The 26,577-nt window shown below is 63.2% G+C and carries 24 protein-coding genes and 1 pseudogene; 8 read left to right on the top strand and 17 right to left on the bottom strand.

What is annotated here, in order from left to right; translation table 11 throughout:
* Positions 1-62 precede the first annotated feature (62 nt).
* Positions 63-665 carry an ArsR/SmtB family transcription factor gene (locus tag AC0L2M_RS26385; protein WP_473536296.1) on the top strand — a complete coding sequence of 201 codons (603 nt, stop codon included), beginning with the start codon at positions 63-65 and terminating at the stop codon, positions 663-665.
* A 172-nt stretch (positions 666-837) separates the two neighbouring features.
* Here the strand turns inward: AC0L2M_RS26385 and AC0L2M_RS26380 are convergent, their stop codons facing one another.
* A complete protein-coding gene (locus AC0L2M_RS26380) occupies positions 838-1,806 on the bottom strand; it encodes a LysR family transcriptional regulator (RefSeq protein ID WP_473536295.1) in 969 nt (322 codons plus the stop codon).
* 61 nt (positions 1,807-1,867) lie between these two features.
* On the opposite strand from AC0L2M_RS26380, the gene AC0L2M_RS26375 reads away from it, so the two are divergent.
* Positions 1,868-2,098, top strand: a complete 231-nt coding sequence (locus tag AC0L2M_RS26375; RefSeq protein WP_473536294.1) for a hypothetical protein — start codon at positions 1,868-1,870, stop codon at positions 2,096-2,098.
* Positions 2,099-2,195: 97 nt separating this feature from the next.
* On the opposite strand, the gene secDF is transcribed toward AC0L2M_RS26375, so the two are convergent.
* The 3 genes from secDF to AC0L2M_RS26360 all read right to left on the bottom strand — a co-directional run bounded on the left by secDF (position 2,196) and on the right by AC0L2M_RS26360 (position 5,714).
* The gene (gene secDF / locus AC0L2M_RS26370; protein ID WP_473536293.1) at positions 2,196-4,751 is read right to left on the bottom strand and encodes a protein translocase subunit SecDF; all 2,556 of its coding nucleotides are present in this window, start codon (positions 4,749-4,751) and stop codon (positions 2,196-2,198) included.
* Positions 4,752-4,886: 135 nt separating this feature from the next.
* On the bottom strand, positions 4,887-5,252 hold the full coding sequence (locus AC0L2M_RS26365) for a hypothetical protein (RefSeq protein ID WP_287171476.1): 366 nt from the start codon (positions 5,250-5,252) through the stop codon (positions 4,887-4,889).
* Positions 5,253-5,456: 204 nt separating this feature from the next.
* Positions 5,457-5,714: an SRPBCC domain-containing protein gene (locus AC0L2M_RS26360; RefSeq protein ID WP_236393308.1), complete on the bottom strand. Its 258-nt coding sequence runs from the start codon at positions 5,712-5,714 to the stop codon at positions 5,457-5,459.
* A 45-nt stretch (positions 5,715-5,759) separates the two neighbouring features.
* Between AC0L2M_RS26360 and AC0L2M_RS26355 the strand changes: the two genes are divergently transcribed.
* On the top strand, positions 5,760-5,906 hold the full coding sequence (locus AC0L2M_RS26355; RefSeq protein WP_236393309.1) for a hypothetical protein: 147 nt from the start codon (positions 5,760-5,762) through the stop codon (positions 5,904-5,906).
* Positions 5,907-6,334: 428 nt separating this feature from the next.
* Here the strand turns inward: AC0L2M_RS26355 and AC0L2M_RS26350 are convergent, their stop codons facing one another.
* Complete coding sequence (locus AC0L2M_RS26350; RefSeq protein ID WP_473536292.1) at positions 6,335-7,267, bottom strand: NAD(P)-dependent oxidoreductase; 933 nt, start codon at positions 7,265-7,267, stop codon at positions 6,335-6,337.
* Positions 7,268-7,310: 43 nt separating this feature from the next.
* On the opposite strand from AC0L2M_RS26350, the pseudogene AC0L2M_RS26345 reads away from it, so the two are divergent.
* A pseudogene (locus AC0L2M_RS26345) lies at positions 7,311-7,729 on the top strand (winged helix-turn-helix transcriptional regulator).
* A gap of 259 nt (positions 7,730-7,988) precedes the next feature.
* Here the strand turns inward: AC0L2M_RS26345 and AC0L2M_RS26340 are convergent.
* The gene (locus tag AC0L2M_RS26340) at positions 7,989-9,128 is read right to left on the bottom strand and encodes a LacI family DNA-binding transcriptional regulator (RefSeq protein WP_473536291.1); all 1,140 of its coding nucleotides are present in this window, start codon (positions 9,126-9,128) and stop codon (positions 7,989-7,991) included.
* A gap of 581 nt (positions 9,129-9,709) precedes the next feature.
* On the opposite strand from AC0L2M_RS26340, the gene AC0L2M_RS26335 reads away from it, so the two are divergent.
* The 3 genes from AC0L2M_RS26335 (at position 9,710) to AC0L2M_RS26325 (ending at position 13,512) form a co-directional block, all read left to right on the top strand.
* A complete protein-coding gene (locus AC0L2M_RS26335; protein ID WP_023796948.1) occupies positions 9,710-10,672 on the top strand; it encodes a sugar-binding protein in 963 nt (320 codons plus the stop codon).
* Positions 10,673-10,889: 217 nt separating this feature from the next.
* Positions 10,890-12,434: a sugar ABC transporter ATP-binding protein gene (locus AC0L2M_RS26330; RefSeq protein WP_473536304.1), complete on the top strand. Its 1,545-nt coding sequence runs from the start codon at positions 10,890-10,892 to the stop codon at positions 12,432-12,434.
* Between the two features lie 82 nt (positions 12,435-12,516).
* Positions 12,517-13,512, top strand: coding sequence for an ABC transporter permease (locus tag AC0L2M_RS26325; RefSeq protein ID WP_473536290.1), 996 nt, complete (start codon positions 12,517-12,519; stop codon positions 13,510-13,512).
* 47 nt (positions 13,513-13,559) lie between these two features.
* Here AC0L2M_RS26325 and phnN read toward each other — a convergent pair whose 3' ends face one another.
* The 9 genes from phnN to AC0L2M_RS26280 all read right to left on the bottom strand — a co-directional run bounded on the left by phnN (position 13,560) and on the right by AC0L2M_RS26280 (position 23,135).
* Positions 13,560-14,189: a phosphonate metabolism protein/1,5-bisphosphokinase (PRPP-forming) PhnN gene (gene phnN / locus AC0L2M_RS26320; protein ID WP_023796945.1), complete on the bottom strand. Its 630-nt coding sequence runs from the start codon at positions 14,187-14,189 to the stop codon at positions 13,560-13,562.
* The gene (locus AC0L2M_RS26315) at positions 14,186-15,325 is read right to left on the bottom strand and encodes an alpha-D-ribose 1-methylphosphonate 5-triphosphate diphosphatase (RefSeq protein ID WP_287220439.1); all 1,140 of its coding nucleotides are present in this window, start codon (positions 15,323-15,325) and stop codon (positions 14,186-14,188) included. Before AC0L2M_RS26315 ends, phnN begins: the two co-directional genes overlap by 4 nt.
* 90 nt (positions 15,326-15,415) lie before the next feature.
* On the bottom strand, positions 15,416-16,123 hold the full coding sequence (locus AC0L2M_RS26310; RefSeq protein ID WP_023796943.1) for a DUF1045 domain-containing protein: 708 nt from the start codon (positions 16,121-16,123) through the stop codon (positions 15,416-15,418).
* Between the two features lie 153 nt (positions 16,124-16,276).
* Positions 16,277-17,089, bottom strand: a complete 813-nt coding sequence (gene iolB, locus AC0L2M_RS26305; RefSeq protein ID WP_473536289.1) for a 5-deoxy-glucuronate isomerase — start codon at positions 17,087-17,089, stop codon at positions 16,277-16,279.
* 6 nt (positions 17,090-17,095) lie between these two features.
* On the bottom strand, positions 17,096-17,314 hold the full coding sequence (locus tag AC0L2M_RS26300) for a DUF3329 domain-containing protein (protein ID WP_287051263.1): 219 nt from the start codon (positions 17,312-17,314) through the stop codon (positions 17,096-17,098).
* 48 nt (positions 17,315-17,362) lie between these two features.
* Positions 17,363-18,280 (bottom strand): myo-inosose-2 dehydratase, encoded by a 918-nt coding sequence (gene iolE, locus AC0L2M_RS26295; RefSeq protein WP_473531365.1) that lies wholly within the window; start codon positions 18,278-18,280, stop codon positions 17,363-17,365.
* A 44-nt stretch (positions 18,281-18,324) separates the two neighbouring features.
* Entirely contained in the window at positions 18,325-20,175 is a 1,851-nt protein-coding gene (gene iolD, locus AC0L2M_RS26290) for a 3D-(3,5/4)-trihydroxycyclohexane-1,2-dione acylhydrolase (decyclizing) (protein WP_473536288.1), read from the bottom strand.
* Positions 20,176-20,210: 35 nt separating this feature from the next.
* The gene (locus AC0L2M_RS26285) at positions 20,211-22,145 is read right to left on the bottom strand and encodes a bifunctional 5-dehydro-2-deoxygluconokinase/5-dehydro-2-deoxyphosphogluconate aldolase (RefSeq protein WP_473531367.1); all 1,935 of its coding nucleotides are present in this window, start codon (positions 22,143-22,145) and stop codon (positions 20,211-20,213) included.
* Positions 22,146-22,289: 144 nt separating this feature from the next.
* Positions 22,290-23,135, bottom strand: a complete 846-nt coding sequence (locus tag AC0L2M_RS26280; RefSeq protein WP_473531368.1) for a MurR/RpiR family transcriptional regulator — start codon at positions 23,133-23,135, stop codon at positions 22,290-22,292.
* Between the two features lie 154 nt (positions 23,136-23,289).
* Between AC0L2M_RS26280 and AC0L2M_RS26275 the strand changes: the two genes are divergently transcribed.
* The gene (locus AC0L2M_RS26275; RefSeq protein ID WP_473531369.1) at positions 23,290-24,399 is read left to right on the top strand and encodes a Gfo/Idh/MocA family protein; all 1,110 of its coding nucleotides are present in this window, start codon (positions 23,290-23,292) and stop codon (positions 24,397-24,399) included.
* 56 nt (positions 24,400-24,455) lie between these two features.
* Here AC0L2M_RS26275 and AC0L2M_RS26270 read toward each other — a convergent pair whose 3' ends face one another.
* Positions 24,456-25,547 (bottom strand): 3-deoxy-7-phosphoheptulonate synthase, encoded by a 1,092-nt coding sequence (locus AC0L2M_RS26270; RefSeq protein WP_023796935.1) that lies wholly within the window; start codon positions 25,545-25,547, stop codon positions 24,456-24,458.
* Between the two features lie 227 nt (positions 25,548-25,774).
* Entirely contained in the window at positions 25,775-26,569 is a 795-nt protein-coding gene (locus AC0L2M_RS26265) for an SDR family oxidoreductase (protein ID WP_023796934.1), read from the bottom strand.
* Positions 26,570-26,577: the final 8 nt, after the last annotated feature.

Here is a 26,577-nt window from a genome sequence, read left to right as displayed (position 1 = left end):
GCTCTTGACAATTACACTCGTCAACGCGCATTGACAGGAATGATTGTCAATGTGAGGGCTGCATGCTCGATATCGAAGTCATAGATCGGCCGAGCGCGGCCGCCGCCGCGTTGGAGCCCATTCGGAGTCAACTCCTTTCAGAACTGCGGGAGCCGGCCTCGGCCGCTACCCTCGCCACACGCCTCGGCCTCAAGCGGCAGAAGATCAATTACCACCTGCATGCTCTGGAGGAGCACGGGCTTGTCCAAGTTGCAGACACGCGCAAGTGGGGTGGCCTGACGGAGCGGCTCATGGTGGCGAGCGCCACAAGCTATGTCGTCTCGACGAGCGCACTGGGTCCGGTCGGCGCCGATCCGGACCGCACCCCGGACCGCCTGTCGGCAAGCTACCTGATCGCGCTCGGCGCCCGGCTGGTGCGGGAGATCGGAGCTCTGCAGCGCGCCGCCACCGGTGCCGGCAAGCGCTTGGCGACCTTGGCGATCGACACCGAAATCCGCTTCCGCTCCGCCGCCGACCGCGCCTCGTTCACGCGTGAATTGACTGAGGCCATCACCACGCTGGCGGCACGCTATCACGACGAAACTGCGCCGCAGGGACGGTCGCATCGCCTTGTCGTGACGGCGCATCCGTCACCAGCCAAACCGCAAGGAAAGGAGGTTCAGTAAAAAGATGCTGCCGGCGATCGCTCGGTCGATGCAGCAAGCATCGCAAAACGGGAGGAGCCAAAATGGCGAACCTGGCTTGGAAAGCACTTCCCAACGCCCGCGGAGTAGCGCTGCAGGGGAAACGCAATTGTCAGTTTCATCCACGCTGGCGGCGCCGACGAAGCTTTCCGAGCTATGATTGCCGACTTCGTGCGGGCAAGCCGCTGGGGTGCTTCTGCGCAGTCTGCTCCGCAAGCAGATCGAAGAGCCATGCCACGCCCGCATCCATCATCGCGACCTTGGGAGCGACGGCGTTGAGCCGGAAGCCGGGCAACGGCAACGGGGCATCGAGGCTCAGCACGCCGAAACGCGCCGCATGCATGGCAACGAACCGCCGCGGCAGGGCCGAGATGAGGTCGGTCTCGGCGATGACCGCGAGCGCAAACATGAAGTTCGGAACCGTCAACGCAACCCGTCGCGCCCGGCCTTGCTTGGCCAGATGTTCATCGACGAAGCCGTAAGGATCGCCGCTGTCCGAGACGACCAGATGCTGCATGCTGCAGTATCGCTCCAGGCTCGGATCACGCGCGAACGGATGTCCAGGGCGCATGGCAATGACAAAGTCCTCTTCGTAGATGCAGCGCTTTTCGAAGCGAGGCGGGATGTCATCGGACGGAATGATCGCGATATCGATGGCGTGCGCCTCGAGATCGACAATCGCGCTCCGCCAGACGCGGGCTGGCGAGGGCAAGATCTGACGCACGCCGACGTCGATGCGTGGCGCAATCCGGCTGAGTTCGGCGAGGAGCGGGCGCAGGATCACGGCTGAGACACCGTCCGGTGCGCCGATTGCGAACCGGCGCATGGCCGTGGCGGGATCGAAGGGCGCGGCAGTCGCCATCACGCTGCGCACGCGCGCCAGAACGTCGGCGATCGGCGCGGCGAGTTCCGTTGCACGCGCCGTCGGCACCACGCCCTTGGGCGTTCTCAGGAACAGCGGATCGTTGAGGAGCCGGCGCAGCCGGCCGATTCCGTGACTGACTGCCGATGGCGTCAGGTTAAGCCGGTCCGCCGCCCGGCCCACGTGGCCCTCTCCGAGCACGGCCTCGAAGAGGACGAGGAGATTGAGATCGGTGCGCGAAAGATCAATTGCGTTCAGCATATTCCTGAAATCATATCTTTGGCTTCATCAAGATCAACATGCAATTCTGCCGGCTGAGCGGGTGCATCGCTCGGACGAACGCGAATGGCGGCTCGAGCACCGTCACGCGGACCCGCTCGTCCCGGGTGTCAGCCTGGAGCAGGCGGCCGCGCTGGCCCGCCGCTGCCGGCATTCACGACGAAATTGCCGCGCTCTGAAGCTCCCAAGGTCGCCGCCGCCGTCCTTGCCGGTCGCCAAGATGATTGCCGCCGACTGGCTGCACGGCAACGAGGCGATGCGAGAGACGGTCTAGCCAGTTGGCGCATGACCCCGAAAATCGGAATCGATTTCGCAAGCGATCATGCGCCAGATCAAAAGCTACAGCGGACCCAAAGAGATGGCACCGCCCATTACAAGGCCCGTTGCGCCGGCGGCTCTTTCGCCACTGCGGCTTCCTCCTGGCTCAGGGCGCCCGGCCGGAGCTTGAACAGGATCAGCAGCGGCCCGGCGACGAAGATGGAGGAATAGGTCCCGGCGAGGATGCCGAAGATCATTGCGACCGTGAAGGACTGGATCACCTCGCCGCCCCAGATCGAAAGCGCCGCCAGCGCAAACAGCGTGGTCACGCCGGTCAGGACCGTTCGCGCCAGCGTCTGGTTCATCGACAGGTCGAGCAGCTCGGCAATCGGCATCCTTTTATAGCGGCGCAGATTCTCGCGGACCCGGTCATAGACGACAACCGTATCGTTGATGGAATAGCCGACAATAGTCAGGATCGCGGCAATCGAGGTCAAATTGAACTCTATGCCGGCGACGACGTAGAAGCCGACCATCAGGATCACGTCGTGGAACGTCGAAATGATGGCGCCGAGCCCGAACTGCCACTCGAACCTGATCCAGATGTAGACGAGCATCGCCAGCAGCGAGGCGAGCACGCCCATTGTGCCGTTGAACGCGAGTTCGGAGGACACTGTCGGACCGACGACCTCGATGCGGCGGAACTCGTAGTCGGTTTCGAGCGCGCTTCTTACCTTCTCGACGGCGGACTGTTCGGCAACGTCGCCGCCCCCCTGGGTGCCAATGCGGATCAGCACATCCCGGGCCGAGCCGAACTCCTGCACCTGCACCTCACCCAGTTCGAGATCCGTCAGCCGCTCACGGATGTCGCCGATGTCGGCCTGCTGCCCCTTTGCCTGCACCTCGATGCTCGAACCACCGCGAAAGTCGATGCCGTAGTTCATGCCGACAGTGAAGAACAGCACCGCCGAAGCGATCGACAACAGCACGGACAGCGTGAAGGCGTATCTTCTGAATGCCATGAACGGCACGCGCGTGTCGTCGGGCACCAGCCGCATGACACCGGCGGGCATGGTTTTCGGCCGTTGCCGGCGAAGCCAGAACGCGACCAGCCAGCGCGTCAGCGTGAACGCCGTGAACACGGTGGTGACGATACCGATGGCGAGGGTGACGGCAAACCCCTTGATCGGCCCCGAGCCGAGGAAGAACAGGATGACGGCGGCGATCAGCGTCGTCACATTGGCGTCGACGACAGTCGCCAGCGCCTGTTTGAACCCGGAATCCATCGACTGCACGATCGAGCGCCCTTGGCGGTTCTCTTCGCGGACGCGCTCGAAGATGATGACGTTGGAATCGACCGCCATGCCCATCGTCAGCACGATGCCGGCGATGCCAGGCAGCGTCAGCGTCGCCCCGAGCACGGACAGGACGGCGATGATCAGTGCGACGTTGGCCAGCAGCGCGATATTCGCGATCAGCCCCAGCCGCCCATAGGCGAACAGCATGAAGCCGACGACGAGGACCCCGGCGATGATTGCCGCGAACTGGCCCGCCTCGATCGAATCGCTGCCGAGGCTCGGACCGACGGTTCGCTCCTCGACGATGGTGAGGTCGGCAGGCAGTGCACCGGCGCGCAGCAGGACCGCAAGATCGTTCGCGCTCTCCACCGTGAAACTCCCGGATATCTGCCCGGTGCCGCCCAGGATCGGTTCGCGGATCTGAGGCGCGGAGATCACCTCGTTGTCGAGGATGATCGCGAACAGGCGCCCGACATTGGCCTGGGTAGCCTGACCGAAGCGGGTGGCGCCGCGGCTGTCGAAGCGAAACGAGACCACCGGCTCGTTGGTGCGCTGGTCGAAGGTTGCCTGCGCATCGACAAGGTTTTCGCCGGAAACGATGATCCGGTTCTCGATCAGATGCGGAACCCGCGGCTCTTCCGTCGAATACATAACCGTCGAGCCCGCCGGCGGGCGGCCGGAGATCGCCTCCTCGACCGGGATCGACTGGTCGACCATCTGGAAGGTCAGCTTAGCCGTCTGTCCGAGGATATCCTTCAGCCGCTGCGGATCCTGCAGGCCCGGCACCTGGACCATGATGCGGTCCGATCCCTGGCGCTGGATGATCGGCTCGGTCGTGCCGAGTTCGTTGACGCGCCGGCTCACCACCTCGATCGATTGGGTCAGCGCCGCAGCGATCCGGTAGTCGATCCCGGCTTCGGTCAGCGTGAAGCGCAGCAGGCCCGGTTCCGGCTCGGTCATCTCCATCTCGGTCACCGAGCCGCTCATGAACATGCCCGTCGAGATCGGCTGCGCCAATCTTTCGAGCGCGCTCTTCGCCGCTTCGATCTGGCCTTGGTCGCGAATGCGGACCTGGATGGAATTGGCGGTGCCGGCAAGCCCGGTATAGCCGATCTGGGCATCGCGCAGCGATGTGCGGACCTCGTCGCGTGCCGATTCGAGACGTTCGTTGGCAAGGTCCTGCCGATCGATCTGGAGCAGGATGTGCGAGCCGCCCTGCAGGTCGAGCCCCAGCGTCAGCTGCTGCTTTGGCAGCCAATTCGGCAGCGATGCCAGAGTGGAGGCTGGAACCAAATTGGGAGCTGCGTAAAGAATACCGGCCAGGACCGTCAGCCAGATGAGAATGGTCTTCCAGCGTGAAAAATGCAGCATGTTCTTGTCCGTTCAGCCCATATCGGGCGCAAACCGCCTCCGACAAGAGCTTTGGCGTTCCGATCGGCGAGCAACTCGACGAACGGAACGCGGTGTGAAAGTTTTGCGGGTCTAGGGCCGCGGTCGCGGCCAGGTTCACGCCGTGAGAAGCGGAGGCGCGCGCGCATCAAAGGCGCGGATCGGCGACAGTTCCGGCCGGCCGTCAGACCATATGCCAAACGGCGCGGCTGACGCGGTTTCGAGCGGCAGCCGCAAATCCGGGATAATGCAAAACGGTTTGCCATCTCTCGCAATGACAGGTGTCTTGACACGGGAAGTCTCAGCACCGACGTGGCGCGCAATGCTGCGGGCAAGGGCAGTCGGGTGTGTGACCGGCTCGGTCGCGCCGATTTGGCCTTTGGCTAGGTCTTGCGCAACCTGGTCGGCTGTTGCCGCAGGAATGGTCCAGATCAGAAAGAGCAACGAAGCCAGCAGCCGCAGACCGGCACCCAGGCTGAGCACGACGCCGGGCCCGTCCCGTCCTCGGCCGCCTCGTCTCATCCCATCGCTACGGCTTTCATACACTGCGACCAATACGCTTTCGCTTTCGTTGCCTCGGTAAGCGGCGAGCCGCTTTCCTGGTCTAACTATAGCACTTGCGTTGCGAATTGAAGCGCAGCTTTTACGTACTCAAAGGGTAAGTCAGTTGGCCGATCGGTTGGCAGCCTACCGCTTCTCGATCAACCGGACATAGTTTTGCAGGATACCGCACCAGCCACGATCGGATTCGAAGATCTCACGCACCGCTTCACCGGCCGCGCCCATGTTCTCAAGCTGACGATGCTCGAGCTCGACGCGAGTCGCGTTCTCGCCGGCCTCGGAGAACTTGACCTCGACTTCGGTCAGCAGCGACGGATCATATTGCCAGTCGGCGCGAATCCGCCATGCCAGGACGATGCGGTTTGGCGGTTCCCAGGCCAGCACTTCGCCCCAGTCGCATTCCGTCCCATCCTCGCCACCGATATCAGCATGTATTCCAAGGCGATGGCGGCAAGCGGCGTCGCTATTGCGAGATTATCGATCGGCTGGTGGCGCACGGGCTGGCACGCGCTGGTCGATCAGCTTGACCGTGCCAACGGCCCAAAAAAGCCGATGATACGCGTTATTCGCTTATGACCAGGGTCGAGGAAGGCTATGTCCAAACCCTCAGGGAAGGACGATCGATCAGGCATCACAAACTTCCACGCAAAGCGTGCGATCCCATGATGAACATCCACGTCACTTGTCCGTAGGATGCGGGCACCGGGACGCTTGGCCAGAACTCTTGCGATGTGCGCGAGCAGTTCTTCCGCGCCAGTCGCATGGACTGTAGGGTCTGTGTATGTCGCGCCATCGCTCCAGATCGGTAACAGCAATGCCCGCCGCTGCTCGGCGTTCTGATCGGACCAAGCAGCACAATACGAATCGATGAGAAGCGTCAAAGGCATTCTATTCCCCCAAGTAGGTCACTGGTCTGACCGGCCCATGCTCGGACAACAAAGCCCGAACCCGCTGGCTGACGGCAAAGCGTGGTCCGCCTCAATAAGGCCGGAGACCAAATCCGCTCAGCCAGTCAGAAGGGATCCGCCTCGCACTCCAGATCGGAGAGATCTCTTATCCGGACTTCCCAGAAATTGCGACAACACTGCGAAATCATCATGTAAGTGGCCAGCTGCAATCGCCCGTTGGAAGATCGCGTCGTAACCGTCGGCCACAGAGCGGTCGATCTTGCGCGCCTCCATCAGCTCCAAAAGATGCTGGAATGCGCCGTAATGCGGGGAGATCGACGGGAGCGTCTCATCGTCGCTGGCAAAACGGCCAGCATCCGTTCGCTTGATCAGGTCGGCGACAAGCCCGTCAACAACAGGCGCTGTTGCGGTCCACTGCCGAGCCAACTCGCCGAGGTCGATCTCTTCGGCCTGACTCACGGCGATCGCATGCAGCGTGCCGAACAGCGCGCCCCACATGAGAGCAAGCAGCGCGCTATCAAGTGCGTTCGCACGTCCCGGCTCTTCCCCGATATGCTGGACATTGCCGCCCAAGGCACGAAACATCTCCTCGTTCGCGTCGAAAGCCTGCCTTGGCCCCGAGATCAGTATCGTCCCGGCATCTGTGCCGATGAAATCCGGCGTGGCCATGATTGCGCCATCGAGATAGCTGGCTCCGTGCTCGGCAAACCATTCAGCGGCTTCACGTGCGCCATGCGGCGTTCCCGAAGTGAGTTCCACGACCAGCTTGCCGCGAATAGCTGAAGCAACAGCATCGTCGTGCAGAACTGCAGCGGTTGCCTGGTAGTCGCTTACGTTCACAATGACAATTTCAGCCGCATTGACAGCTTCCAGGACGGACCCCGCGACAGTGGCGCCGAGCGTGGCCAGCGGTTCGGCCTTCTGTTTCGTCCTGTTCCAGACCGTCGTCCGATATCCCGACCGGAGCAGGGCGCGGGCGAGCGCCGATCCCATACGACCCGTCCCGACAACGCTGATTGAAAGCTTCATTGCAACACTCCATGCCAATAGACGCCAATAGGCGAGCGGCGCCATGGTTTTGCCGTCAAGGGCAGAGGTATGTCGGAGTGAATGGGGCGCACAATACGCACCTGGAGGTAAGTGGTTACCCAAGGGTAAGGAGAGCATCATGAATGAGCCGACGGGCAATTGCGGCTTCGCAACGGCGATCAAGGCGATCGAAGGGAAGTGGAAAGTGGATATTCTTTGTGAGCTTGGAACGGCGTCTCGCAGGTTCGGCCGATTGAGGCAGTCCATTCCGCCGATCAGTGAAAAGATGCTGACGCAGCAATTACGCGAACTGGAGGCTGACGGGCTTGTGAACCGAGAAGCTATCCGGGATCGCCGACCAAGGTCGTCTATTCGTTGACAGAAAGCGGAGCGGCGCTCAATGCTGGAGCAGAGGCGTTATGCCGTTGGGGTGAGCAATTCCCTTCCCGCACCGATGCTTAAGGATGCCGTTCGCCATGCGAGTTGGAAGTTGGCTCATGGCGCTTCGCCCTCGGCCGGAAACAGCGACAGCCAATACCGGGCGATATCGTTGCGGCGCATGAAGACGGCGAAACTGTATGTCAATCCGCAGAACTCTGGACACAAGGATGCCGATCCACCACGCCAGGCGACAATTTCGGGGCCACCGCCCTTTGCGGGGCGCTTGTCTGGCTTGGAGCGGCATCAGTACGGCGTTTGCATTGACGGAGTCTGGAGGTGCTCAGCTGGCTGTCAGTCCGTGTGTGCGCCCAGGCGCCACGGCACTGACCGATTCCCGCTCGACCAGCGGGCATTCAAGCTTGGTAATGGGGTAGCGGCCGCGGCCGGGCGGTGCAGGGACTTCCAATTGCTCGATCGCCCATTGCCCCATCGCCATATGCGGCAGGATCGACGTCGTCAAAGGTGGGAACAGATGCCGGGCGATTTCCTCGTCGTCATAGCCGATCACGGAAATATCCCCAGGGATGTGCAGGCCGGCTTCCTTCAGCGCTTCGTAGCAGCCGATCGCGGTTCGGTCGTTCTGGCAGAAGATTGCGGTTGGGCGGTCCTTGAGCGCCAGAAGCTTGACGGTCGCGGCGTAGCCGGCGCTCGCTGACCAGTCGCCCTCGACCACCAGCTCCGCATCGAACGGGATGTCGGCCGTCGCCAGCGCCCGGCGGTAGCCCTTCAGCCGATCCTGCGCCGCCTGCATCCACGGCTCGCCGGTGATGGTGGCGATGCGGCGGTGGCCATGGCTGATCAGGTGGCGGGTGGAACTCTGCCCGCCGGCGATTTCGCTCGGCACCACGGCGGGGAAGGCGTAGTCGGCGGTATAGCAATTGAGCAGGATGACCGGGATATCGAGGTCGTAGAGATAGTCGGGCGCGGCGATCTCGCGCGTGAAGATGGTCATGTAGATCAGCGCCGAAATGCCTCGCTTGGTCAGTGCCGCAATCGCGCGCGGCTCCATGACGGAATCACCCAAAGTCTGAGCGATCAGCACGACGTTCCCGGCATTCCACGAGGCTTGGCGCGCTCCTTCTATGGCGACGACTGCCTCGGGACTGGTCGCCAGTTGATCGACTGCGAAGCCGATCACCCCGTCCAGCCCTTCGAACGAGGCGATAGGGCTGCGAAGAGCAGAGAAGGCTGGTGGCGCATAGCCGAGACCCCGCGCGGCCTCAATCACCCGATCGCGGGTCTGCTGCGAGAGCCTTATGCCCGGCGTGTTGTTGAGGACGAACGAAACCGTTGCCTGCGAGCAGCCGGCGGCCCTGGCGATATCGGTCATGGTGACGCGACTCTTGGGATTCTTGGCCGATGGCTTTCGGCGCCGGGAGGCTTCGAGGGCAGGATCGCGCAGATCCGTTGGTTCGCTCATGGCATTGTATTCCATATTCCCGGCTTGGCTAACCAGCGGTCGTCCTGGGACATCATTAAAGACGGCAGGACGGCCGACGGCGCTTCGCATTTATAAAACAGGCACTCGATTAATCATTATTATCATCCTGGCAGCCGAATGGCTAGCAGCGCGGAGACAGCGATACGCGGTTCTGAAAGATCGATTGCTGGGAACGTGATCCAATTTCAAGGTTCCCTTTCTCACCACACGGCAGGCAGCCATTCGCCAGCGACAACCAGGTTTCCAACCAGAGACTAATACTATTTACTAATAGCAGTAAGCGTTCTATTCTCAATTCGTCATGCCCGGCTCGGGACCGAACGGGCCATGACGGGAAGCAGGCGTGTGGCGCGGCATCCGGGCTCTTGGGCCGGCAAAGCAATACTGAAATGTCAGACAAATCCGACTATACGAACTGCCAATGAGTCTCTAAAGTCCAAAATCGCGGCTGGGATGGCGCCGTTCTTTCGCTGCCAGCACCCTTGAGGAGGAGGGCGTCCAAGCCGCATTCGACAAAGTTCAGATCAGCGAAAATGACTGAATCAAACGGGAGGTTGAACATGAAATCTGCGATACGAAATGTGTCCGTCGCCGCAGCGGCCCTGGCTCTCGGTCTGTCCTTCACGGCGATCGCCGGTGCCCAGGACAAACCGACGCTGGCCTTCGTCGTCAACGGCGCTTCCGATTTCTGGAAGGCGGCCGAAGCCGGCGTCAAGAAGGCCCAGGCCGAATTGCCCAACTACAATCTCGAGCTCAAATATCCGGAACAGTCGTCGGTCGCCATCCAGCAGCGGCTGATGGATGATCTGGTGACGGCCGGCGTCAAGGCGATCATGGTTTCGGCCGTCGATCCCAAGACCTCGACCGACGGGCTCAACAAGATCGCCTCGGAGACGGCGCTGTTCACCACCGACAGCGACGCGCCGCAGACCAAGCGGATCGCCTATATCGGCTCGTCCAACATCGATGCCGGCAAGCAGGCGGCCGAGATCGCCAAGAAGGCGATGCCCGACGGCGGCAAATGCCTCGGCTTCGTCGGCCTGCTCGGCGCCGACAATGCCAAGGAGCGCATCGAAGGCATGAAGGAAGGGCTCGCCGGCACCAAGATCGAGCTGATCGACGTGCGTGGCGACGACATCGACCAGGCCCGCGCCAAGAAGAACGTCGAGGACGCGCTGGTCGCCAGCCCAGACGTCACCTGCATGGTCGGCTTCTATTCCTACAACACCCCGCGCATCTATGAAGCGCTGCGCGACGCCGGCAAGCTCGGCCAGATCACGGTCGTCGGCTTCGACGACGATCCGATCACGCTCGGCGGCGTCAAGGAAGGCACCGTTGCCGCCACCGTCGTGCAGCAGCCGTTCGAGTGGGCCTACCAGGGCATGAAGCTGATGGCTGCCTATCTCGAGGGCGACAAGTCGGGTATTCCGGAGAACGGCTTGATCATCATCCCGACCAAGATCATCGGCAAGGACGACGTCGACGCCTATGCCGCCAATCTGAAGGCGATGTCCGGAAACTGAGCGTCGTCGGCGCTGGCCCCTCATCCCCTTCTTCCCGTGCAGAACGGGGAGAAGGGCAGTGGTTGCAACGCCGGCGAATCCTCCGTTTTTTACGGGGAGAGGGTTAGGGGTGAGGGGCAGCGCGACGCTGGCGTGACTGGCTCCGCTTGTTATTTACGGGCCTGATCAGGCTCGTCAATCTGCGGGGAGGCTGGCCCGCCAACTGCTGTCAGGCATGATGAACTATTCCGACGCATCCATCGGCGCATCCACGATTGCCCCGTTCCTCAGTCTCGAGGCCGTGCGCAAGACCTATCCCGGCGTGGTCGCGCTGGACGGGTTTTCGCTGGAGGTCAGGCCTGGCGAGGTTATCGGCCTCGTCGGCGAAAACGGTGCCGGCAAGTCGACGCTGATGAAGATCCTCGGCGGCGTGACCACACCCGACACCGGCACGATCACCGTCGACGGCGTCGCCCATGACGGGCTGACGGTCGAGGCCAGCATCGGTTCCGGCATCGCCTTCGTCCACCAGGAACTCAACCTGTTCGAAAACCTCGACGTTGCCGCCAACATCTTTTTCGGCCGCGAGCCGTTGCGCGCCGGTCCGCTCAGGCTTGTCGACCGCACCAGGCTGCGCATGCTGGCGGCGCCGCTGCTCAAACGTGTGGGCGCCAATTTCTCGGCCGACACCCCGGTATCGGCGCTGTCGCTTGCCCAGCAGCAGATGGTCGAAATCGCCAAGGCGCTGTCGATCGAGGCGCGGCTGGTCATCCTCGACGAGCCGACGTCGAGCCTGCCCCTTGCCGAAACCGACAAGCTGCTCGATGTCATCAAGGCGTTGAAGGCCGACGGCATCAGCGTCATCTTCATCTCGCATCGCCTTCACGAGGTCGAGCGGGTTGCCGATCGCGTCGTCGTGCTGAGGGACGGCATGCTTGCCGGCACGCTGCCGAAGAACGCCATCAACCACGACTCTATGGTCAAACTGATGATCGGCCGCATGCTGAAGGAGCGGGAGAAGGCCGCAGAATCGGCCCGCCCGCCCGGCGCCGTCGCACTGTCGGCCAAGGCCGTTCGCACCAGCGCCTATCCAGACCGACCTGTCGATCTCGGCGTCAGGCGCGGCGAAATCCTTGGCCTGGCGGGTCTTGTCGGCTCCGGCCGCACGGAACTGGCGCGCGTGCTTTTCGGCATCGAGAAGAGCCTTGGCGGCGCGCTCCAGCTTGATGGAAAAGATCTGGCTCTTGGTTCGGCGGCCGACGCTGTGGCCAACGGGATCTTCCTCGTCCCCGAGGATCGCAAGCTGACCGGCATCCTGCTCGACCTGTCGATTGCCCAGAATATTTCGCTTCCCAATCTGCCGGCCCATGCCCGGCGATTCCTGGTTTGTGCCCGCGCCGAAGCCGTCACCGCCGAGAAGCAGAAACGCAATCTCGGCATCAAGGCGCCCTCGGTGGCGACTCGCACCGGCACGCTGTCGGGCGGCAACCAGCAAAAGGTGGTGCTGGCCAAGTGGCTGGCCATGAGCCCCAAGGTGATGATCCTCGACGAGCCGACCCGCGGCATCGACATCGGCGCCAAGGCGGAGATCTACGGGCTGATGCGGGCGCTGGCCGATGCCGGCGTCGCCGTGCTGATGATATCGAGCGACATGGAGGAGGTGATCGGCGTCTCCGACCGCATCGCCGTCATGCATGAGGGCCAGATCTCAGGCATTCTCGACAAGGAACAGTTCAGCCAGGAAAACGTGCTGCTGCTGGCCGTCGGCAAGCAGCCGAAATAGCTTTTGTTTGGTGCAGGTTCCGGTCGCAAAACCGCGCAACACTTTTGCGGAACCTGCTTAGGCAGGCATTGGGGAGAAGACGATGAGCAAGAAAGATCTCGGCCTGCTGATCCTGATCCTTGTGGTCGGAGCGGTGGTGGCGATCATCAACCCGCGTTTCCTGCTGCCGATCAACCTCGCCAACACATCGAACCTGATCGGGCTGTTCGGCATCCTGGCGATCGGCCAGGCCTTCGTCATCATCACCGGCGGCATCGAATTATCGGTCGGCTCGGTGGTTGCGCTGCTCGGCGTCCTGTTCGTCGATTTCATCGCCACGCGCGGCATGGCATGGCCGGTGGCACTGCCGCTGATCCTGATGCTTGGCGGCATCATCGGGCTGGCACATGGCTGGCTGATCACGCGGCTCAAATTGCAGCCTTTCGTGGTGACGCTGTGCGGCCTGTTGATCTATCGCGGCGTGGCGCGGTTCTACACAGCCGACGGCACGGCGGGCTTTGCCTTCGGACAGAACTTTCCGGAGCTCGAATTCCTGACCGCCGGGCGATCCTATGGCGTGCCGAACAGCTTTATCGCGCTGATCGTCATCGCCATCGTGATGTGGGTGGTGCTGCACCGTTCGGTGTTCGGCCGCTACCTCTACGCCATCGGCAAGAACGAGGAGGCGGCGAAATATTCGGGCATCCGCACCGGCCGCGTCGTCATGGCGGCCTATGTCATCTGCGGTGTGCTGACGGCGCTGTCGGCGATCTATTTCGCCATGTACACGCGCTCGATCTCGCCGGCCAGCCACGGCCAGTTCTACGAACTCTACGCCATTGCCGCAGCCGTGCTCGGCGGCTTCTCGCTGCGCGGCGGCGAAGGCTCGCTGCTCGGCGTGATCCTAGGCACGGTTCTGCTGCAGGAACTGCAAAACCTCGTCAACCTGCTCGGCATCCCGTCCTCGCTCAATTTCGCGGTGATGGGCGGCGTGATTTTGATCGGCGTGCTGGTCGACCAGCAATGGGGCGTGTACCGGGAGCGGCGGCTGATGCTGGAGGCAACCCGCAAGGGCGCGGCCGGCGCGGCAGCGGAGTAGCGGCTCCGCCTCTCCCTTTCCCACAGAGGGAGAAGGTAAGAGGCGGCTTAAATCGTGCCCGACCGGTCGGAGAAGGCCATTGCCTTGCGCAGCACTTCGACAAAACGCTCGCCGGCCGCCTCGCGCTGGCCGCTATTGTCGATCGGGGTGACGCCTGGCCCGGACAACGCCACATTGGCGCTGCGCGCCAGCCGCGCCAGCACTTCGCCGCGCGACTCGCGGCCGCGCATCGCCAGTCGTTCGGCCAGGATCTGCGGCGATGCGGTGATCTCGACGACAGCCAGATTGGCATAGCGATCACGCAGCGCCGGGATGATGGCGCGGGAGACATTGGCGATGGCGACGCGGCCATTGGCCACCGACCGGTCGACTTCAGCCGGGATGCCGTAGCGCAAGCCATGCGCCTCCCAGGAGATGGCGAAGGCGCCGTCCGCCTCAGCCTCGACGAAGGCCGCATCGGCCAGCGTGTCGTGATCCTCGCTTGCCGTGTCGCTCGGCCGGGTGATGACCCGGCGCACGAACTCCAACCGGGTCTCGTCGGCAAACAGTGACCGGGCATAGCCGATCACCGTGTCCTTGCCGGCGCCGCTCGGCCCGACGACAGCGACGAACACCCCGTCGCGGATCGGAAACGCCGCGGCGGACAATTCACGCTCGATCGACGCCGACACCATCACGCGACCCGACGTCCCTGCCGCCAGACCGTGCGGACAACCGGGACATGATCGTCAAGACGGACGCGAACCAGATCGGCGCGCCGGCCCTGCTCGATGACACCACGGTCGGCGAGGCCGACTGCCTCGGCCGGGTTCTTCGAAACCATCGCCACCGCCTGCGGCAGGGAGATGCCGTCGACAACGTCGCCGAGGAAAAACGCCGACTGGATCAGGCTGAAGGGGATGTAGTCGGACGACAATATGTCGAGCAAGCCTTCGCCGGCGAGTGTCCGGGCTGAAACATTGCCCGAATGCGAGGCGCCGCGCATGACGTTCGGGGCGCCCATCAGTACCCCGAGCCCTGCCGCCTTCGAAGCTTTTGCGGCCTCTTTGGTGGTCGGGAATTCGGCGACGCGGACGCCTTGTTCGATCGCCTCGTCGACATGGCCGGTCGTGGCGTCGTCATGGCTGGCCAGCACGATGCCGCGCTGATGGCAGGCAGCAGCGATGAAGGCGCGGTTCGCCCCAGAATTCGTCGCCGACTCCGCCATCCGCTTCTCACAAAATTGCTGGAATTCGCGATCCGTCAGCTTCAGCTTGCGCTGGTAGTAGTAGGCATAGGTTTCCAAATCGACGAACTGACGCTGTCCCGGTGCATGGTCCATCAGCGACGCCAGCTTGATCCTATCATCGCCGTCAAAATGCGCGAAGGCTGCGAGGCAATCCGGCGCCGAAACCTCGCAGCGCAGATGGATGAAATGGTCGGCCCGCAGCCGGTCCTGCTGGACGCTGTCCTCGATCGCATCGGCCAGCTTGCGCATGTCGGCCGAATTCATGTCGGCGTCGTCGTCCATGCCGACGCGCAAGGCATCGAGCACGGTGGTGATGCCGGCGGTCGCCACCTGTGCGTCGTGGGCGAGAACGGCGGCGATCGGGTTCCAGCGCACCTTCGGCCGCGGCGCGTAGTGACCCTCCAGGTGGTCGGTATGAAGCTCGACCAGCCCGGGAATGATGAAATCGCCGGCCATGTCCTCGCCGTTCCGGCCGGCGCCGGCATCGATCCCGGCGATCAAGCCGTCGCGCAGCACGATCGAGCCTTCGACGATCTCGTCGGCAAGCACGATGCGGGCATTGTTGAGAACGGTCTCGACGGTCATTTCAGGCAGTCCTTGGAGCATTTTGCAGCCAATTGAATCACCGATTGGGATGAGTTGGCGTCGCACAAAAGCGATTAAATAAATTGTATTTCAGGCGGTTTTTCTCGCCGGGCGGCGCCCGAGCGCGTGATGGGAGAGCACCATGAACGGGGCGCCAGGTTCGGTTTCGACAAACAGGGTCAGTGCGTCCACCGGCACCGGCCGTTGCAGGACTCCCGCAAACAGGCTGTCGATTGCTGCGCGAAGACGAGGGCCTTCCTGTGACGAGGCGCGGCCGGACAGCGTCATGTGAAAACGGAAGGTCTCGAAGACATAGGGGTAACCCCACTGGCAGAGATTGCGGAATTCAGCCGGCTTCAGCGAGTCAGGGCTGCGCCGTTCGATCTCAGCCTCGCTCAGCGGCGCGCGAAAACGGTCGAAGTCGCGCACGACGTCGTCGGCGAAGCGGTTGAGCGCCGGCAGCGGTCCTTCCGGCACCAGCGCGAAGAAGCCGTCGATCTGGCTGACGACCAGCCGTGGGATCGTCACCACCGGCGTCGTTTCGGCGAAATCGTCCAGTGCCGCGCGAAGCGCGGCTTCCGTTTCGTTCGAAGCCAGCCGGAAGGGCGCCTTCAGGGTCGCATGAAAACCGTAGCGGCGCGCCGAAGCGGTATGGAAGGCGACTTCCGCCGCCGACAGTTCGCCCACGGCCTCGACCGGCCTCGTGGCGGCGCCGAACGGGTCACGGCCGAGCCAATTGGCGGCGATCCGCGCCAGCGGTTCGTCCTGCCGGGGGGTGAAATAGATAGCGTAGCGCATCGAAAGTCCTCGTCAACTCCCGCTGCCATAGGCGATTTGCATGACGAAATGACGAAGCTGATGATCGCTCCTGATAACAAACTTGTTCAGGCGGGTCATTAGCCGACGATTTTTTTCGCCTTGGGCCAGTTGCCGACCCGGACGGGCAGCGCCTCAGGCCTTCATCAGCCATTCGTGCTCGGGCGCGTTGTGGAATTTCCACGTCCGCTTCGGCCCGGCCATGACGTTGAGGTAGTAGAGGTCGTAGCCATGGCAGGCGGCGCAAGGGTGATAGCCCTTGGGCACCAGCACAACGTCGCCGTCCTCGATCGCCATCGCCTCGTCGAGCGAACGAGCGCCGTTCCGGTCGGCATCGGTGTAGATGCGCTGGAAGGCAAAGCCCTGCGGCGGATTGAGGCGGTGGTAATAGGTCTCCTCGAGATAGGATTCGGCCGGCAGATTGTCCTGGTCATGCTTGTGCGGCGGATAGCTCGATGTGTGACCGCCGGGCGTGATGACCTCGACCACCAGCAATGAATCGGCCGGCTTGCCTTCCGGCAGGATGTTGGTGACATAGCGCGTGTTGGTGCCCTTGCCGCGAACCTCCTGGCCGAGATCTTTTGGCGCAATGACGCGGACCGGCAGGCCGCCGCCGAGCCCCGGCGCCGAGCAGACCGCGAGTTCGAGACGGGTGTCGGCGGTCACCGACCAGTCAGAGCCCTGCGGCACATAGATCGACCACGGCTTGCCTTCGAAGGGCGACATGCGTTCGCCGAGCAGGCCGAGATCGTTGCCGCCAGCCTTGGCCTTGCCCTTGCCGGTGACGAACACCAGGCAGACTTCACGGCTCGCGGTTTGTCCGGAGACGGTCTCGCCGGGCCGCAATCGATGCAGATCGAAACCGACATAGGTCCAGCCGGCGTTTTGCGGCGTCACATGGGCGACGCGGCCATGGCCCTTATCGGCTTTGACGAGCAGTTTCGACATCTTGGCTCATTCCTTTGGTTCGGTGTCGGCCGAACCCTTGCCGCCGTCGGCCGGCTTGTAGAGATAGAAGAACTGCCAGACGGCATAGCCGGCGAAGCCGAGCGCGATCGTGCCCCAGAACGGCGCGCCGGTGGCAAACTCGACCACGGCCCAGACCAGGCAGACGGCGACGATGGCAACGCGCCGCCACAGCGGCCGGAAGAACGGATGCTCGGAGTCCTTCATCGGATCAGCCCCCGCATCGGATCGCCCCGTCGCCGGGAATAGACTCGCTCAAGCATTGGGGAAGCCCTGTGTTTCCACCGTATAGCCGGCGGCCGTCATCACCCGCATCAACTCCTTATAGCCGACTTGCGCCATCTTGAGCGGCGGATTCTTCTTCGGGTCCTGCTCAGCCTCGACCACGAACCAGCCTTCATAGCCGTAGTTCGCCAGCCTTTCCACAATGGCACCAAAATCCAGCGACCCGTCGCCCGGCACCGTGAAGGCGCCGAGCGCTACGGCATCGAGGAAGGATTGCTTCTGGCGATCGAGTTTTTCGATGACGTCCATGCGCACGTCCTTGACATGGACATGGTTGATGCGCCGGTGATGATTGTCGATGGCGCGCAGCACGTCACCGCCGGCAAAAGCCAGATGGCCGGCATCGAGCAGCAGTGGAATGCCTTCTCCCGAATGACGCATGAAGGCGTCGAGCTCCGGCTCGGTCTCGACGACCGCCGCCATATGATGGTGATAGGAGAGCGGCATGCCTTGCTCGGCGCACCATTCGCCGAATTGGGTGAGGCGCCTCGCATAGGCCTTCATCTCGTCGTCCGAAAGCCTCGGCTTGGTGGCGAGCGGCTTTGAGCGGTCACCCTGGATGGAGCGGCCGACCTCGCCATAGACGATGCAGGGCGCGTCCACCGCCTTGAACAGATCAATCATCGGCTGGATGCGATCCTTATTCCTGGCCATGTCTTCGTCGACCAGAGTACCGGAGAACCAGCCGCCGCAGAGCGTCACGTCGGCCTTCTTCAGGATCGGCAGCATGATTTTCGGATCACTGGGAAAACGGCGGCCCATTTCCATGCCGGTGAAGCCCGCCGAGCGCGACTGCGCCAAGCATTCCTCCAGCGACACGTCATCGCTGAGTTCCGCAAGATCGTCGTTCCACCATGCAATGGGGGACATGCCCAGTTTGGCTTTCAAGTCGTCACTCCAATGTCAGTTCGTTCAATTTTCATTCGCCGACATCAATCACCAACACTCTGCATCCGCCGCTTTTCTTCATAGGCTTTGCGTGCGGCATTGACCTGCGGCCGCGAAGAAACTTCCGGCACGGCGACATCCCACCAATGGCCGCCGACATCGGTCGACACCAGTGGGTCGGTGTTGATGACCAGTACCGTCGTCTTGCTATTGTCTTTCGCTTTTGCCAGCGCCGTTTCCAACCCGGCGATCGACGAAACTTTCTCGGCGATGGCGCCGAGGCTTGCCGCATGCGCGGCGAAGTCGATGTCGGGCATAATCTCGTGGCGGGCGTCCTTCAGCAGATTGTTGAAATTGGCGCCGCCGGTTGCCATCTGCAGCCGGTTGATGCAGCCATAGCCCCTGTTGTCGAGCAGCACGATGGTCAGCTTGAGGCCGAGCATGACCGAGGTTGCGATCTCGGAATTGAGCATCAGATAGGAGCCGTCGCCGATCATGACGACGACCTCTTCGTCGGGCTTCGCCATCTTGACGCCGAGCCCGCCAGCGATCTCGTAGCCCATGGTCGAGAAGCCGTATTCGGCGTGGTAGGAGCCGGGCGCGCCCGCCTGCCAGAGCTTGTGCAATTCGCCGGGCAGGCCGCCGGCGGCATGAAGCAATATCACGTCGGAGCCCATGGCGCGCTGCACGGCGCCGATCACCTGCGCGTCCGACGGGTAGGCGGCATTGGTCGAGGCCGTCACCTTGCCGGCTTCGGCCTGCCATTCTTTCTTCCCGCTGGCCGCATTATCGGTCCAGGCAGCCGGCGCCTGCCAGCCATTCAGCGCCGCGCCGAGTTCGGCCAGCCCTTCCGCCGCATCGGCGACCAGCGGCAACGCCTGGTGCTTGCCCGCGTCGAAAGGCTGGACGTTCAGCCCGATGATGGTCTTGCCGGAATTCTTGAACAGCGCCCACGAGCCGGTGGTGAAATCCTGCAGCCTGGTGCCGACGGCAAGCACGACATCGGCTTCTTCAGCCAGCCGGTTGGCCGCCGAAGTGCCGGTGACGCCGACCGCCGCCATGTTGAGCGGATGATCGTCCGGCAGCGAGGATTTGCCGCCCTGCGTCTCGCAGACCGGGATGCCGGCGCCTTGCGCCAGCTTCGCCAGTTCGCCGGAAGCCTGCGAATAAAGCACGCCGCCGCCGGCAATCACCAAGGGCTTTGTTGCGGCCTTCAGCGCCGCCACCGCGGCCGCCAATTCCCCACGGTCCGGACGCGGCCGGCGCTGATGCCAGACCCGTTCGGCAAAGAAGCTCTCGGGGTAATCAAAGGCCTCAGCCTGCACGTCCTGGCAGAGCGCCAAGGTCACCGGTCCGCATTCGGCCGGATCGGTCAGCACCTGCATGGCACGGTTGAGCGCCGGGATGATCTGCTCGGGCCGGGTGATGCGGTCGAAATAGCGCGACACCGGGCGGAAGCAGTCGTTGACCGTCGCCGTTCCGTCGGAAAAATCCTCTGCCTGTTGCAGCACGGGATCGGGGATACGATTGGCGAAGACGTCGCCGGGGAGAAACAGGACGGGCAACCTGTTTACATGCGCAAGTGCCGCCGCCGTCACCATGTTGAGCGCGCCGGGGCCGATCGAACTGGTTGCCGCCATGAACCGGCGACGGAAATTGGCCTTGGCATAGGCGATCGCCGCATGCGCCATGGCCTGTTCGTTGTGGGCGCGAAACGTCGGCAATTCGTCGCGCACCTGATAAAGCGCCTCGCCGATGCCGGCGACATTGCCGTGGCCGAAGATCGCCCAGACGCCGCCGAAGATCGGCATTTTCCTGCCGTCGATCTCGGTCATCTGGCAGCCGAGAAAGCGGGTCAGCGCCTGCGCCATCGTCAGGCGGATTGTCTTGGTCATGTTGTTTTCCTCCGCAGTCCTTATGCCGCGCCTTCTTATGCTGCTTTGCGGCCGCGCGCGGCAAGCCATGCCTCGGTCAGCCTCTCGAAGCGCGACGCCATGTCGGCCACCGCCTCCTCGTCCGACATCTTGCCGGCAAGCCATTGTTCGGCCGCGTTGATGAAGATGGTGCGACCGACGGCGAAGCCCTTGACGATGGGCGCCTTGGCGGTGGCGGCAAAGGCCGCTTCCAGTTCGTCCGGCGGCGCTTCGAGGCCGAGCAGCACAACCCCGCGGCACCACGGATCGTTCTTCAGGATCACCGCTTCGATCTTCGCCCAGGCCCCGGCTGAGGCCTGCGGTTCAAGCTTCCACCAGTCGGGCTTGATATCAAGCGCATAGAGTTCCTGCAGCGCCCGCGGGATCGTCGTGTCGTCGAGCTCGCCGTGCTTGCCGGCGATGATCTCGATGAGAAGTTCTCTGCCTACTTTCCGCGCGGCCCCGAACAGGCTTTTGAGCTTCTGCTGCTGCTCGGTCTTCAGCGCCTCCGGGTCGTCGGGGTGGTAGAAGCACAGGCACTTGATGCAATGGTCGACCGGCCACTCGATCAGTTGCGAGCCGATATCCTGAGAGAATTCGAAACGAAGCGGCCGCGATCCGGGCAATTCGACTGGCCGGCCAAGCCAGGCGAAAGGATGGCGGGCGAATTCGAACATCGCCTCGCGGCCGTATTTTTCGTCGAGCAGCATGCCGTAGCCGGCGCGGCCGGCGGCAATCTTTGCCGCCGCCTTGACCGTCAGCACCTTGAAATCATGGATGCGCGACGGGTCGGCGCCTGTCTTCGCGGCAACATCGTCAAGCTGGATACGGTGATCGCAGGCCAGCGCCATCAGCGATGGAATGTCGCGCCGGCGCGTCGTCGCCCAATGGATATGGTTGATCGCCTCGTCCTTGCGCAGCGCCAGATGCCTGCTGCCGTTCTTCAGGAAGAACTGCAATTCCTCGAAGGTCGGGTATTCCGGCGCACAGAGCAGCCGCGACACGGCGAAGGCGCCGCAGGCGTTGGCCCAGGTCGCTGCCGTCTCCAGGCTCTCCTCGCCGAGCCAGCCGCGCAAAAAACCCGACATGAAGGCATCGCCGGCGCCGAGCACGTTGTAGACCTCGATCGGAAAACCCTTGCCAACGATGCCGTCCTCGAGGTCGTCGCTGATCGGCCCGTCATAGACGATGCAGCCCATGGCGCCGCGCTTCAAGACGATCGTGGCCTTGGACAGCGAGCGGATCGTCTTCAACGCATTCAGGCAATCATCGGCACCGGAGGCGATCATGATCTCTTCTTCGGTGCCGACGATCAGGTCGCAGTCGGGCAGCACTGTCTTCAGCTGGGCGGAGACCCGGTCGGATTTCACATAGCGCTCGAAGCCTTCGGCATGGCCGGCAAGGCCCCACAGATTAGGGCGGTAGTCGATGTCGAACACCACCTTGCCGCCCGTGGCCTTGATGGCACGGATCGCCTTGCGCTGCGCGGCGTCGCTGCTGGGCCGCGAAAAATGCGTGCCGGTGACGACGATGGCGCGTGCCGAGGTGATGAACGCCTCGTCGATGTCGTCTTCCGAAAGCGCCATGTCGGCGCAGTCGGTGCGATAGAAGATCATCGGCGACACGCCCTCGTCCTCGACCGACAGCAGCACCAGCGCGGTCAGCCGGTCCGGATCGGTCCTGAGGCCGTCAACCGAAACCCCTTCGCGCGTCAACTGCTCGCGGATGAAGCGGCCCATCTGCTCGTCGCCGACGCGGGTGAGCAGCGCCGAGCGCAGGCCGAGCCTCGCCGTGCCGACCGAAATGTTGGCCGGACAGCCGCCGACCGACTTGGCAAAGGAGGTGATGTCCTCCAGGCGCGAGCCGATCTGCTGGCCGTAGAGGTCGACGGAGGCGCGGCCAATGGTGATAACGTCGAGCGGCGCATGTTTCGCGTCCACGGCTTCGCCCATTCGAACCTCCCATCAGCCTTGTTGTCTTGGTAACACATTGTTTGGGTAACACGCGCGAGTGGCAGCGTGGCGCCGGAAATATGAAATAATAATTCCAATCCATAGTCAAGATGGAACGAGCGTTCCTTTGCTGAAAAGTGGTCCCTAGGTCTTGCGTTTGCGGCCTGCATCGCGGCGCTTCTCGCCAACCGCGACGGTCAGCGCCATGGCCAGCGCCATCGTTGCCGACAGCGAGCGGAAGCCGGCGAAATCGGCCTCGGCGACCTCGAACCAGACTCTGGCGAACTGGGCGAGCGGGGAAAAGGAACTGTCGGTGATCGCTACGATCGGAACGCCTTGCTCCGAGATGACGCGCGCCTCCTCAATGGTCGCCGGGGCATAAGGCGAGAAACTGATGGCGATGACGGCATCCCTGGGCGAGGCAAAGCTGATCATCTCGGCGTTGAGGCCGGCGGCTGATTCGATCAGCTGGTTGCGGATCTTGAGCTTGCCCAGCGCATAGGCGATGTAGGAGGCGACCGGATAGGAGCGGCGCTTGGCCAGCACATAAATCGTCTCCGCCTTCGCCAGCAAGGCGATGGCAGCTTCGAAATGGTCTTCGTTCAACCTGTCTGAAATATCGTTGAGCGAGGTGCTCGCCGCGGCGACGAAGCCGTCGAAAATCGCCCGGTGACCGGCGCCTTCCTCGGCCTTGGCGCGCAATGCCGCCAGCCTTTCATCATAAGACGAATTGCGCTCGCGCAGGCGCTCACGAAACACCAGTTGCAGGCTGGTGAAGCCGTCGAAGCCGAGCTGCTGGGCGAAGCGGATCAAGGTCGAAGGCTGGACGCCGGCGGAGGCGGCGATGCTGGCGGCGGTGCCGAAGGCAATATCGTCGGGATTGTCGAGCGCATAGGCGGCGATCTGCGCGATGCGCTTGGGCAGGCTCTGGCGCCGTTCCAGGATCGTCGTACGCAGCGTCTCGAAATCGCGGGGCACCCGTTCGTCCATAGTCGCTCCGCCCAGGTCCATCAGTCGATGCCGTGTGATGCCCCATCATAGCGAGCCTGTGCAAGAAGGCCATAAAAAATGAGCCATGCGTTCCATTTCTGGAAAAAATGGACTAATTCATCCACACAACCTTTCTGGCAGCGGAGACAAGGAAATGGTCGGAGTCGGTCTTATCGGCACGGGGTTCATGGGCAAGTGCCATTCCATTGCCTGGAACGCGGTCGGCACCGTCTTTCCCGACGTGGCCAAGCCAAGGCTGGTCCATCTCGGCGAGGTCGATGACGACCTTGCCAAGCGCCGGGCGGCCGAGTTCGGCTTCGCCAAGGGCTCCGGCGACTGGCGCGCCGTCGTCGATGACCCGGACGTCGATATCGTCTCGCTGACCACGCCGAACCAGTTCCACCCGGAGATGGCCATCGCCATCCTCGAAGCCGGCAAGCATCTGTGGTGCGAAAAACCGATGGCGCCGAGTTTTTCCGAGGCGCAAGCCATGGCGGCCGCGGCCAAAAAGTCCGGCAAGGTGGCCGCGCTCGGCTACAACTACATCCAGAATCCGGTCATCCGCCATATCGGTGCGCTGCTCGACGAAAAGATCATCGGTGAAATCAATCATCTGCGCATCGAGATGGACGAGGATTTCATGGCCGACCCGGAGGCGCTGTTCTTCTGGAAGCACGAGGCGGCGTCCGGTTACGGCGCCCTCGACGATTTCGCCGTGCATCCGCTGTCGCTGGTCTCGGTGCTGTTCGGCCGCGTCGCCCGCGTCATGTGCGACATGGCGAAACCCTATGCCGATCGCCGCGTCGCATCAGGCGGGCGCCGCGCGGTCGAGACCTACGACATCGCCAGCGTGCTGATGCATCTCGAAAACGGCATTGCCGGCACGCTGCTGGTCAACCGTTCGGCCTGGGGCCGCAAGGGCCGGATCGCCATCCAGATCTTCGGCTCGAAGGGCTCGATCCTGTACGACCAGGAGCGGATGAACGAGTTCCAGCTTTACCTGACAGCCGACCGCCCGACCGAGCAAGGCTATCGCACCATCCTGGTGGCGCCGCACCACAAGCCCTACGACGCCTTCCTGCCGGCGCCCGGCCACGGTCTCGGTTTCAACGACCTCAAGATCATCGAATGCCGCGAGCTGCTGACCAGGCTGGCCGGCAAGCCGGCGCGCATCATCGATTTCGACGAAGGCCTTGAGATCGAGCGCACGGTGCACGCAATGGCGCGCTCGTTCGAGGAGCAGCGCTGGGTGGCGGTGCGGTAGAGGCTGCTTCCAGCCGGCCGCCGGCCGCGCTTTCGCGGCCAACGGCGTCAGCTGTCTCAAGCGGCGCCTGGACGGCTGGCGACCAGGGCGCGTCGCGCCGATCGGCGCTGCTCGACGGCGTCGGCAAGGCCGTACAGCACCGTCTCGGTGGTCGCCCAGTCGATGCAGCCATCGGTGATGCTCTTGCCATAGATGAGCGGCTTGCCGGGCGTGACTTCCTGCCGGCCGGCGACGAGATTGCTCTCGATCATGACGCCGATGATGCGCTCGTCGCCTGCCGCGACCTGGCCCGCCACGTCGGCGGCGACCTTCGGCTGGTTCTCGGGCTTCTTGTTGCTGTTGGCGTGGCTGACATCGATCATCAACCGTGGCGCGACACCGATCCGGGCGAGTTCCGCACTGGCGGCGGCGACGCTTGCCGCGTCATAATTGGGCTGAATGCCGCCGCGAAGGATGACGTGGCAGTCCTCATTGCCGGTGGTCGTCGCGATGGCGCTGCGCCCGCCCTTCGTCACCGCCATGAAATGATGCGGCTGGGCGGCGGACTTCACCGCCTCGGCGGCGATCCGCAAATTGCCGTCGGTGCCGTTCTTGAAGCCGACCGGGCAGGACAGGCCGGATGCGAGTTCGCGATGGATCTGGCTCTCCGTCGTGCGCGCGCCGATCGCGCCCCAGGCGACGAGGTCGGCAATGTATTGCGGGGTGGCCATGTCGAGGAATTCGGTCGCCGCCGGAAGGCCAAGATTGTTGACCGCGGAGAGCACGTTGCGGGCCATCCGCAGGCCTTTGTCGATGTTGAAGCTGCCGTCGAGGTCGGGATCGTTGATCAGGCCCTTCCAGCCGACGGTCGTGCGCGGTTTCTCGAAATACACGCGCATCACGATCTCCAGCCGGTCCGACAGGCTCTCGCGCAGCGCCACCAGCCGGCTGGCATAGTCGACGGCAGCGATCGGGTCGTGGATCGAACAGGGGCCGACGACGACGACCAGCCGATCGTCGGCGCCGGTCAGCACGGCATGGATAGCGTTGCGTGACGCAGCAACGGTGCGCGTCGCCGTCAGCGTGCGCGGTATCTCCCGCATCACGTCGTCCGGCGTACTCAGCTCTCGGATTTCCTTGACCCGAAGATCATCTGTGGTGGTCAACACGGCTTTCTGCTCCTGGTTGGGAGACCTGCCGGCTGAAACAAAAAAGCCGCCAGGTCTGGCGGCTGTTCGGATGTTGTTGCTGCAATCTTCAGATCGAGCGCAATCCTCCCGCCGCCAGCGAGCTGCCGTAGCTAAAGTACCAGAACGAGGCGGTCAGGTGGATCATGCCAGCCCTATAGCCGAAGCCAGGGTGCTTGTCACGTTCAGATGACGCTACTCAGATGACGCTATTCCGGCGAAGACCCTGCAATGGTTTGGTCGTAGTCGACCAGCGAGCCGGTCATGACGCCGGACTGCGAGCTGATCATATAGCTGATCAGCCGGGCAAGCTGCGCCGGCTTCACCAACTGGCCCATCGGCTGCGCTGCCTCGGCCTTTTCCAGCCAGTCGTCCGGCGCGTCGTGCCATTTCTTCTGCACGATCGCCTCGCCCTCGGTATCCATCCAGCCGGGCAGCACGGCGTTGCAGCGGATGCGATTGCTGCGATAGGCATTGGCGACATTCTTGGTCAGCGTCGCCAGTGCGCCCTTGCTCGACGAGTAGGGCGCCAGGAACGACTGGCCGCAATGCGCCGACATCGAAAGCACGTTGACGATCGAGCCAAGCGCCTTGCGGTCGAGCAGATGCGCCACCACACCCTGCATCAGGAAGAAGGGGCCGCGCACATTGGTCTGGAAGATCTGGTCAAAAAGATCCTCGGAGGTCTCAACCAGTGAGCCGCGGGCCGAGGTGGCGGCGGCGTTGACCAGCGCATTGACGGTGCCGAAATGAGCGATCGCGGTTTCGACGACCCGCTTGCAATCGGCCACCACCGAGACGTCGGCGCTGATGAAAATGGCCTCGACGCCGTCTTTCGCAAGTGCGGCGACCGCCTTGTCGCCCTTCTCCCTGGAACGGCCGACCAGCGCCAGGGCGCGGCAGCCCTCGTCGGCCAGCGCCTCGGCGACGGCGAAGCCGATGCCTTGCGCGCCGCCGGTGACGATGGCGCGTGTTTGTGAATTTCGACCGGCGGAACCGTTCATCGCCTTGC

The sequence above is a fragment of the Mesorhizobium sp. WSM4806 genome (assembly GCF_055811635.1).
The sequence above is the reverse complement of the archived record's forward strand: the minus strand, read 5'-3'. Positions and strand labels throughout refer to the sequence as shown.

What these genes read in the sequence shown, in the direction of transcription:
- AC0L2M_RS26385 (WP_473536296.1), top strand. Translation starts at nt 63, where the DNA reads ATGCTCGATATCGAAGTCATAGATCGGCCGAGCGCGGCCGCCGCCGCG.
- AC0L2M_RS26380 (WP_473536295.1), bottom strand. Translation starts at nt 1,806, where the DNA reads ATGCTGAACGCAATTGATCTTTCGCGCACCGATCTCAATCTCCTCGTC.
- secDF (WP_473536293.1), bottom strand. Translation starts at nt 4,751, where the DNA reads ATGCTGCATTTTTCACGCTGGAAGACCATTCTCATCTGGCTGACGGTC.
- AC0L2M_RS26355 (WP_236393309.1), top strand. Translation starts at nt 5,760, where the DNA reads ATGTATTCCAAGGCGATGGCGGCAAGCGGCGTCGCTATTGCGAGATTA.
- AC0L2M_RS26350 (WP_473536292.1), bottom strand. Translation starts at nt 7,267, where the DNA reads ATGAAGCTTTCAATCAGCGTTGTCGGGACGGGTCGTATGGGATCGGCG.
- AC0L2M_RS26340 (WP_473536291.1), bottom strand. Translation starts at nt 9,128, where the DNA reads ATGAGCGAACCAACGGATCTGCGCGATCCTGCCCTCGAAGCCTCCCGG.
- AC0L2M_RS26335 (WP_023796948.1), top strand. Translation starts at nt 9,710, where the DNA reads ATGAAATCTGCGATACGAAATGTGTCCGTCGCCGCAGCGGCCCTGGCT.
- AC0L2M_RS26330 (WP_473536304.1), top strand. Translation starts at nt 10,890, where the DNA reads ATGAACTATTCCGACGCATCCATCGGCGCATCCACGATTGCCCCGTTC.
- AC0L2M_RS26325 (WP_473536290.1), top strand. Translation starts at nt 12,517, where the DNA reads ATGAGCAAGAAAGATCTCGGCCTGCTGATCCTGATCCTTGTGGTCGGA.
- AC0L2M_RS26315 (WP_287220439.1), bottom strand. Translation starts at nt 15,325, where the DNA reads ATGACCGTCGAGACCGTTCTCAACAATGCCCGCATCGTGCTTGCCGAC.
- AC0L2M_RS26310 (WP_023796943.1), bottom strand. Translation starts at nt 16,123, where the DNA reads ATGCGCTACGCTATCTATTTCACCCCCCGGCAGGACGAACCGCTGGCG.
- iolB (WP_473536289.1), bottom strand. Translation starts at nt 17,089, where the DNA reads ATGTCGAAACTGCTCGTCAAAGCCGATAAGGGCCATGGCCGCGTCGCC.
- AC0L2M_RS26300 (WP_287051263.1), bottom strand. Translation starts at nt 17,314, where the DNA reads ATGAAGGACTCCGAGCATCCGTTCTTCCGGCCGCTGTGGCGGCGCGTT.
- iolD (WP_473536288.1), bottom strand. Translation starts at nt 20,175, where the DNA reads ATGACCAAGACAATCCGCCTGACGATGGCGCAGGCGCTGACCCGCTTT.
- AC0L2M_RS26285 (WP_473531367.1), bottom strand. Translation starts at nt 22,145, where the DNA reads ATGGGCGAAGCCGTGGACGCGAAACATGCGCCGCTCGACGTTATCACC.
- AC0L2M_RS26280 (WP_473531368.1), bottom strand. Translation starts at nt 23,135, where the DNA reads ATGGACGAACGGGTGCCCCGCGATTTCGAGACGCTGCGTACGACGATC.
- AC0L2M_RS26275 (WP_473531369.1), top strand. Translation starts at nt 23,290, where the DNA reads ATGGTCGGAGTCGGTCTTATCGGCACGGGGTTCATGGGCAAGTGCCAT.
- AC0L2M_RS26265 (WP_023796934.1), bottom strand. Translation starts at nt 26,569, where the DNA reads ATGAACGGTTCCGCCGGTCGAAATTCACAAACACGCGCCATCGTCACC.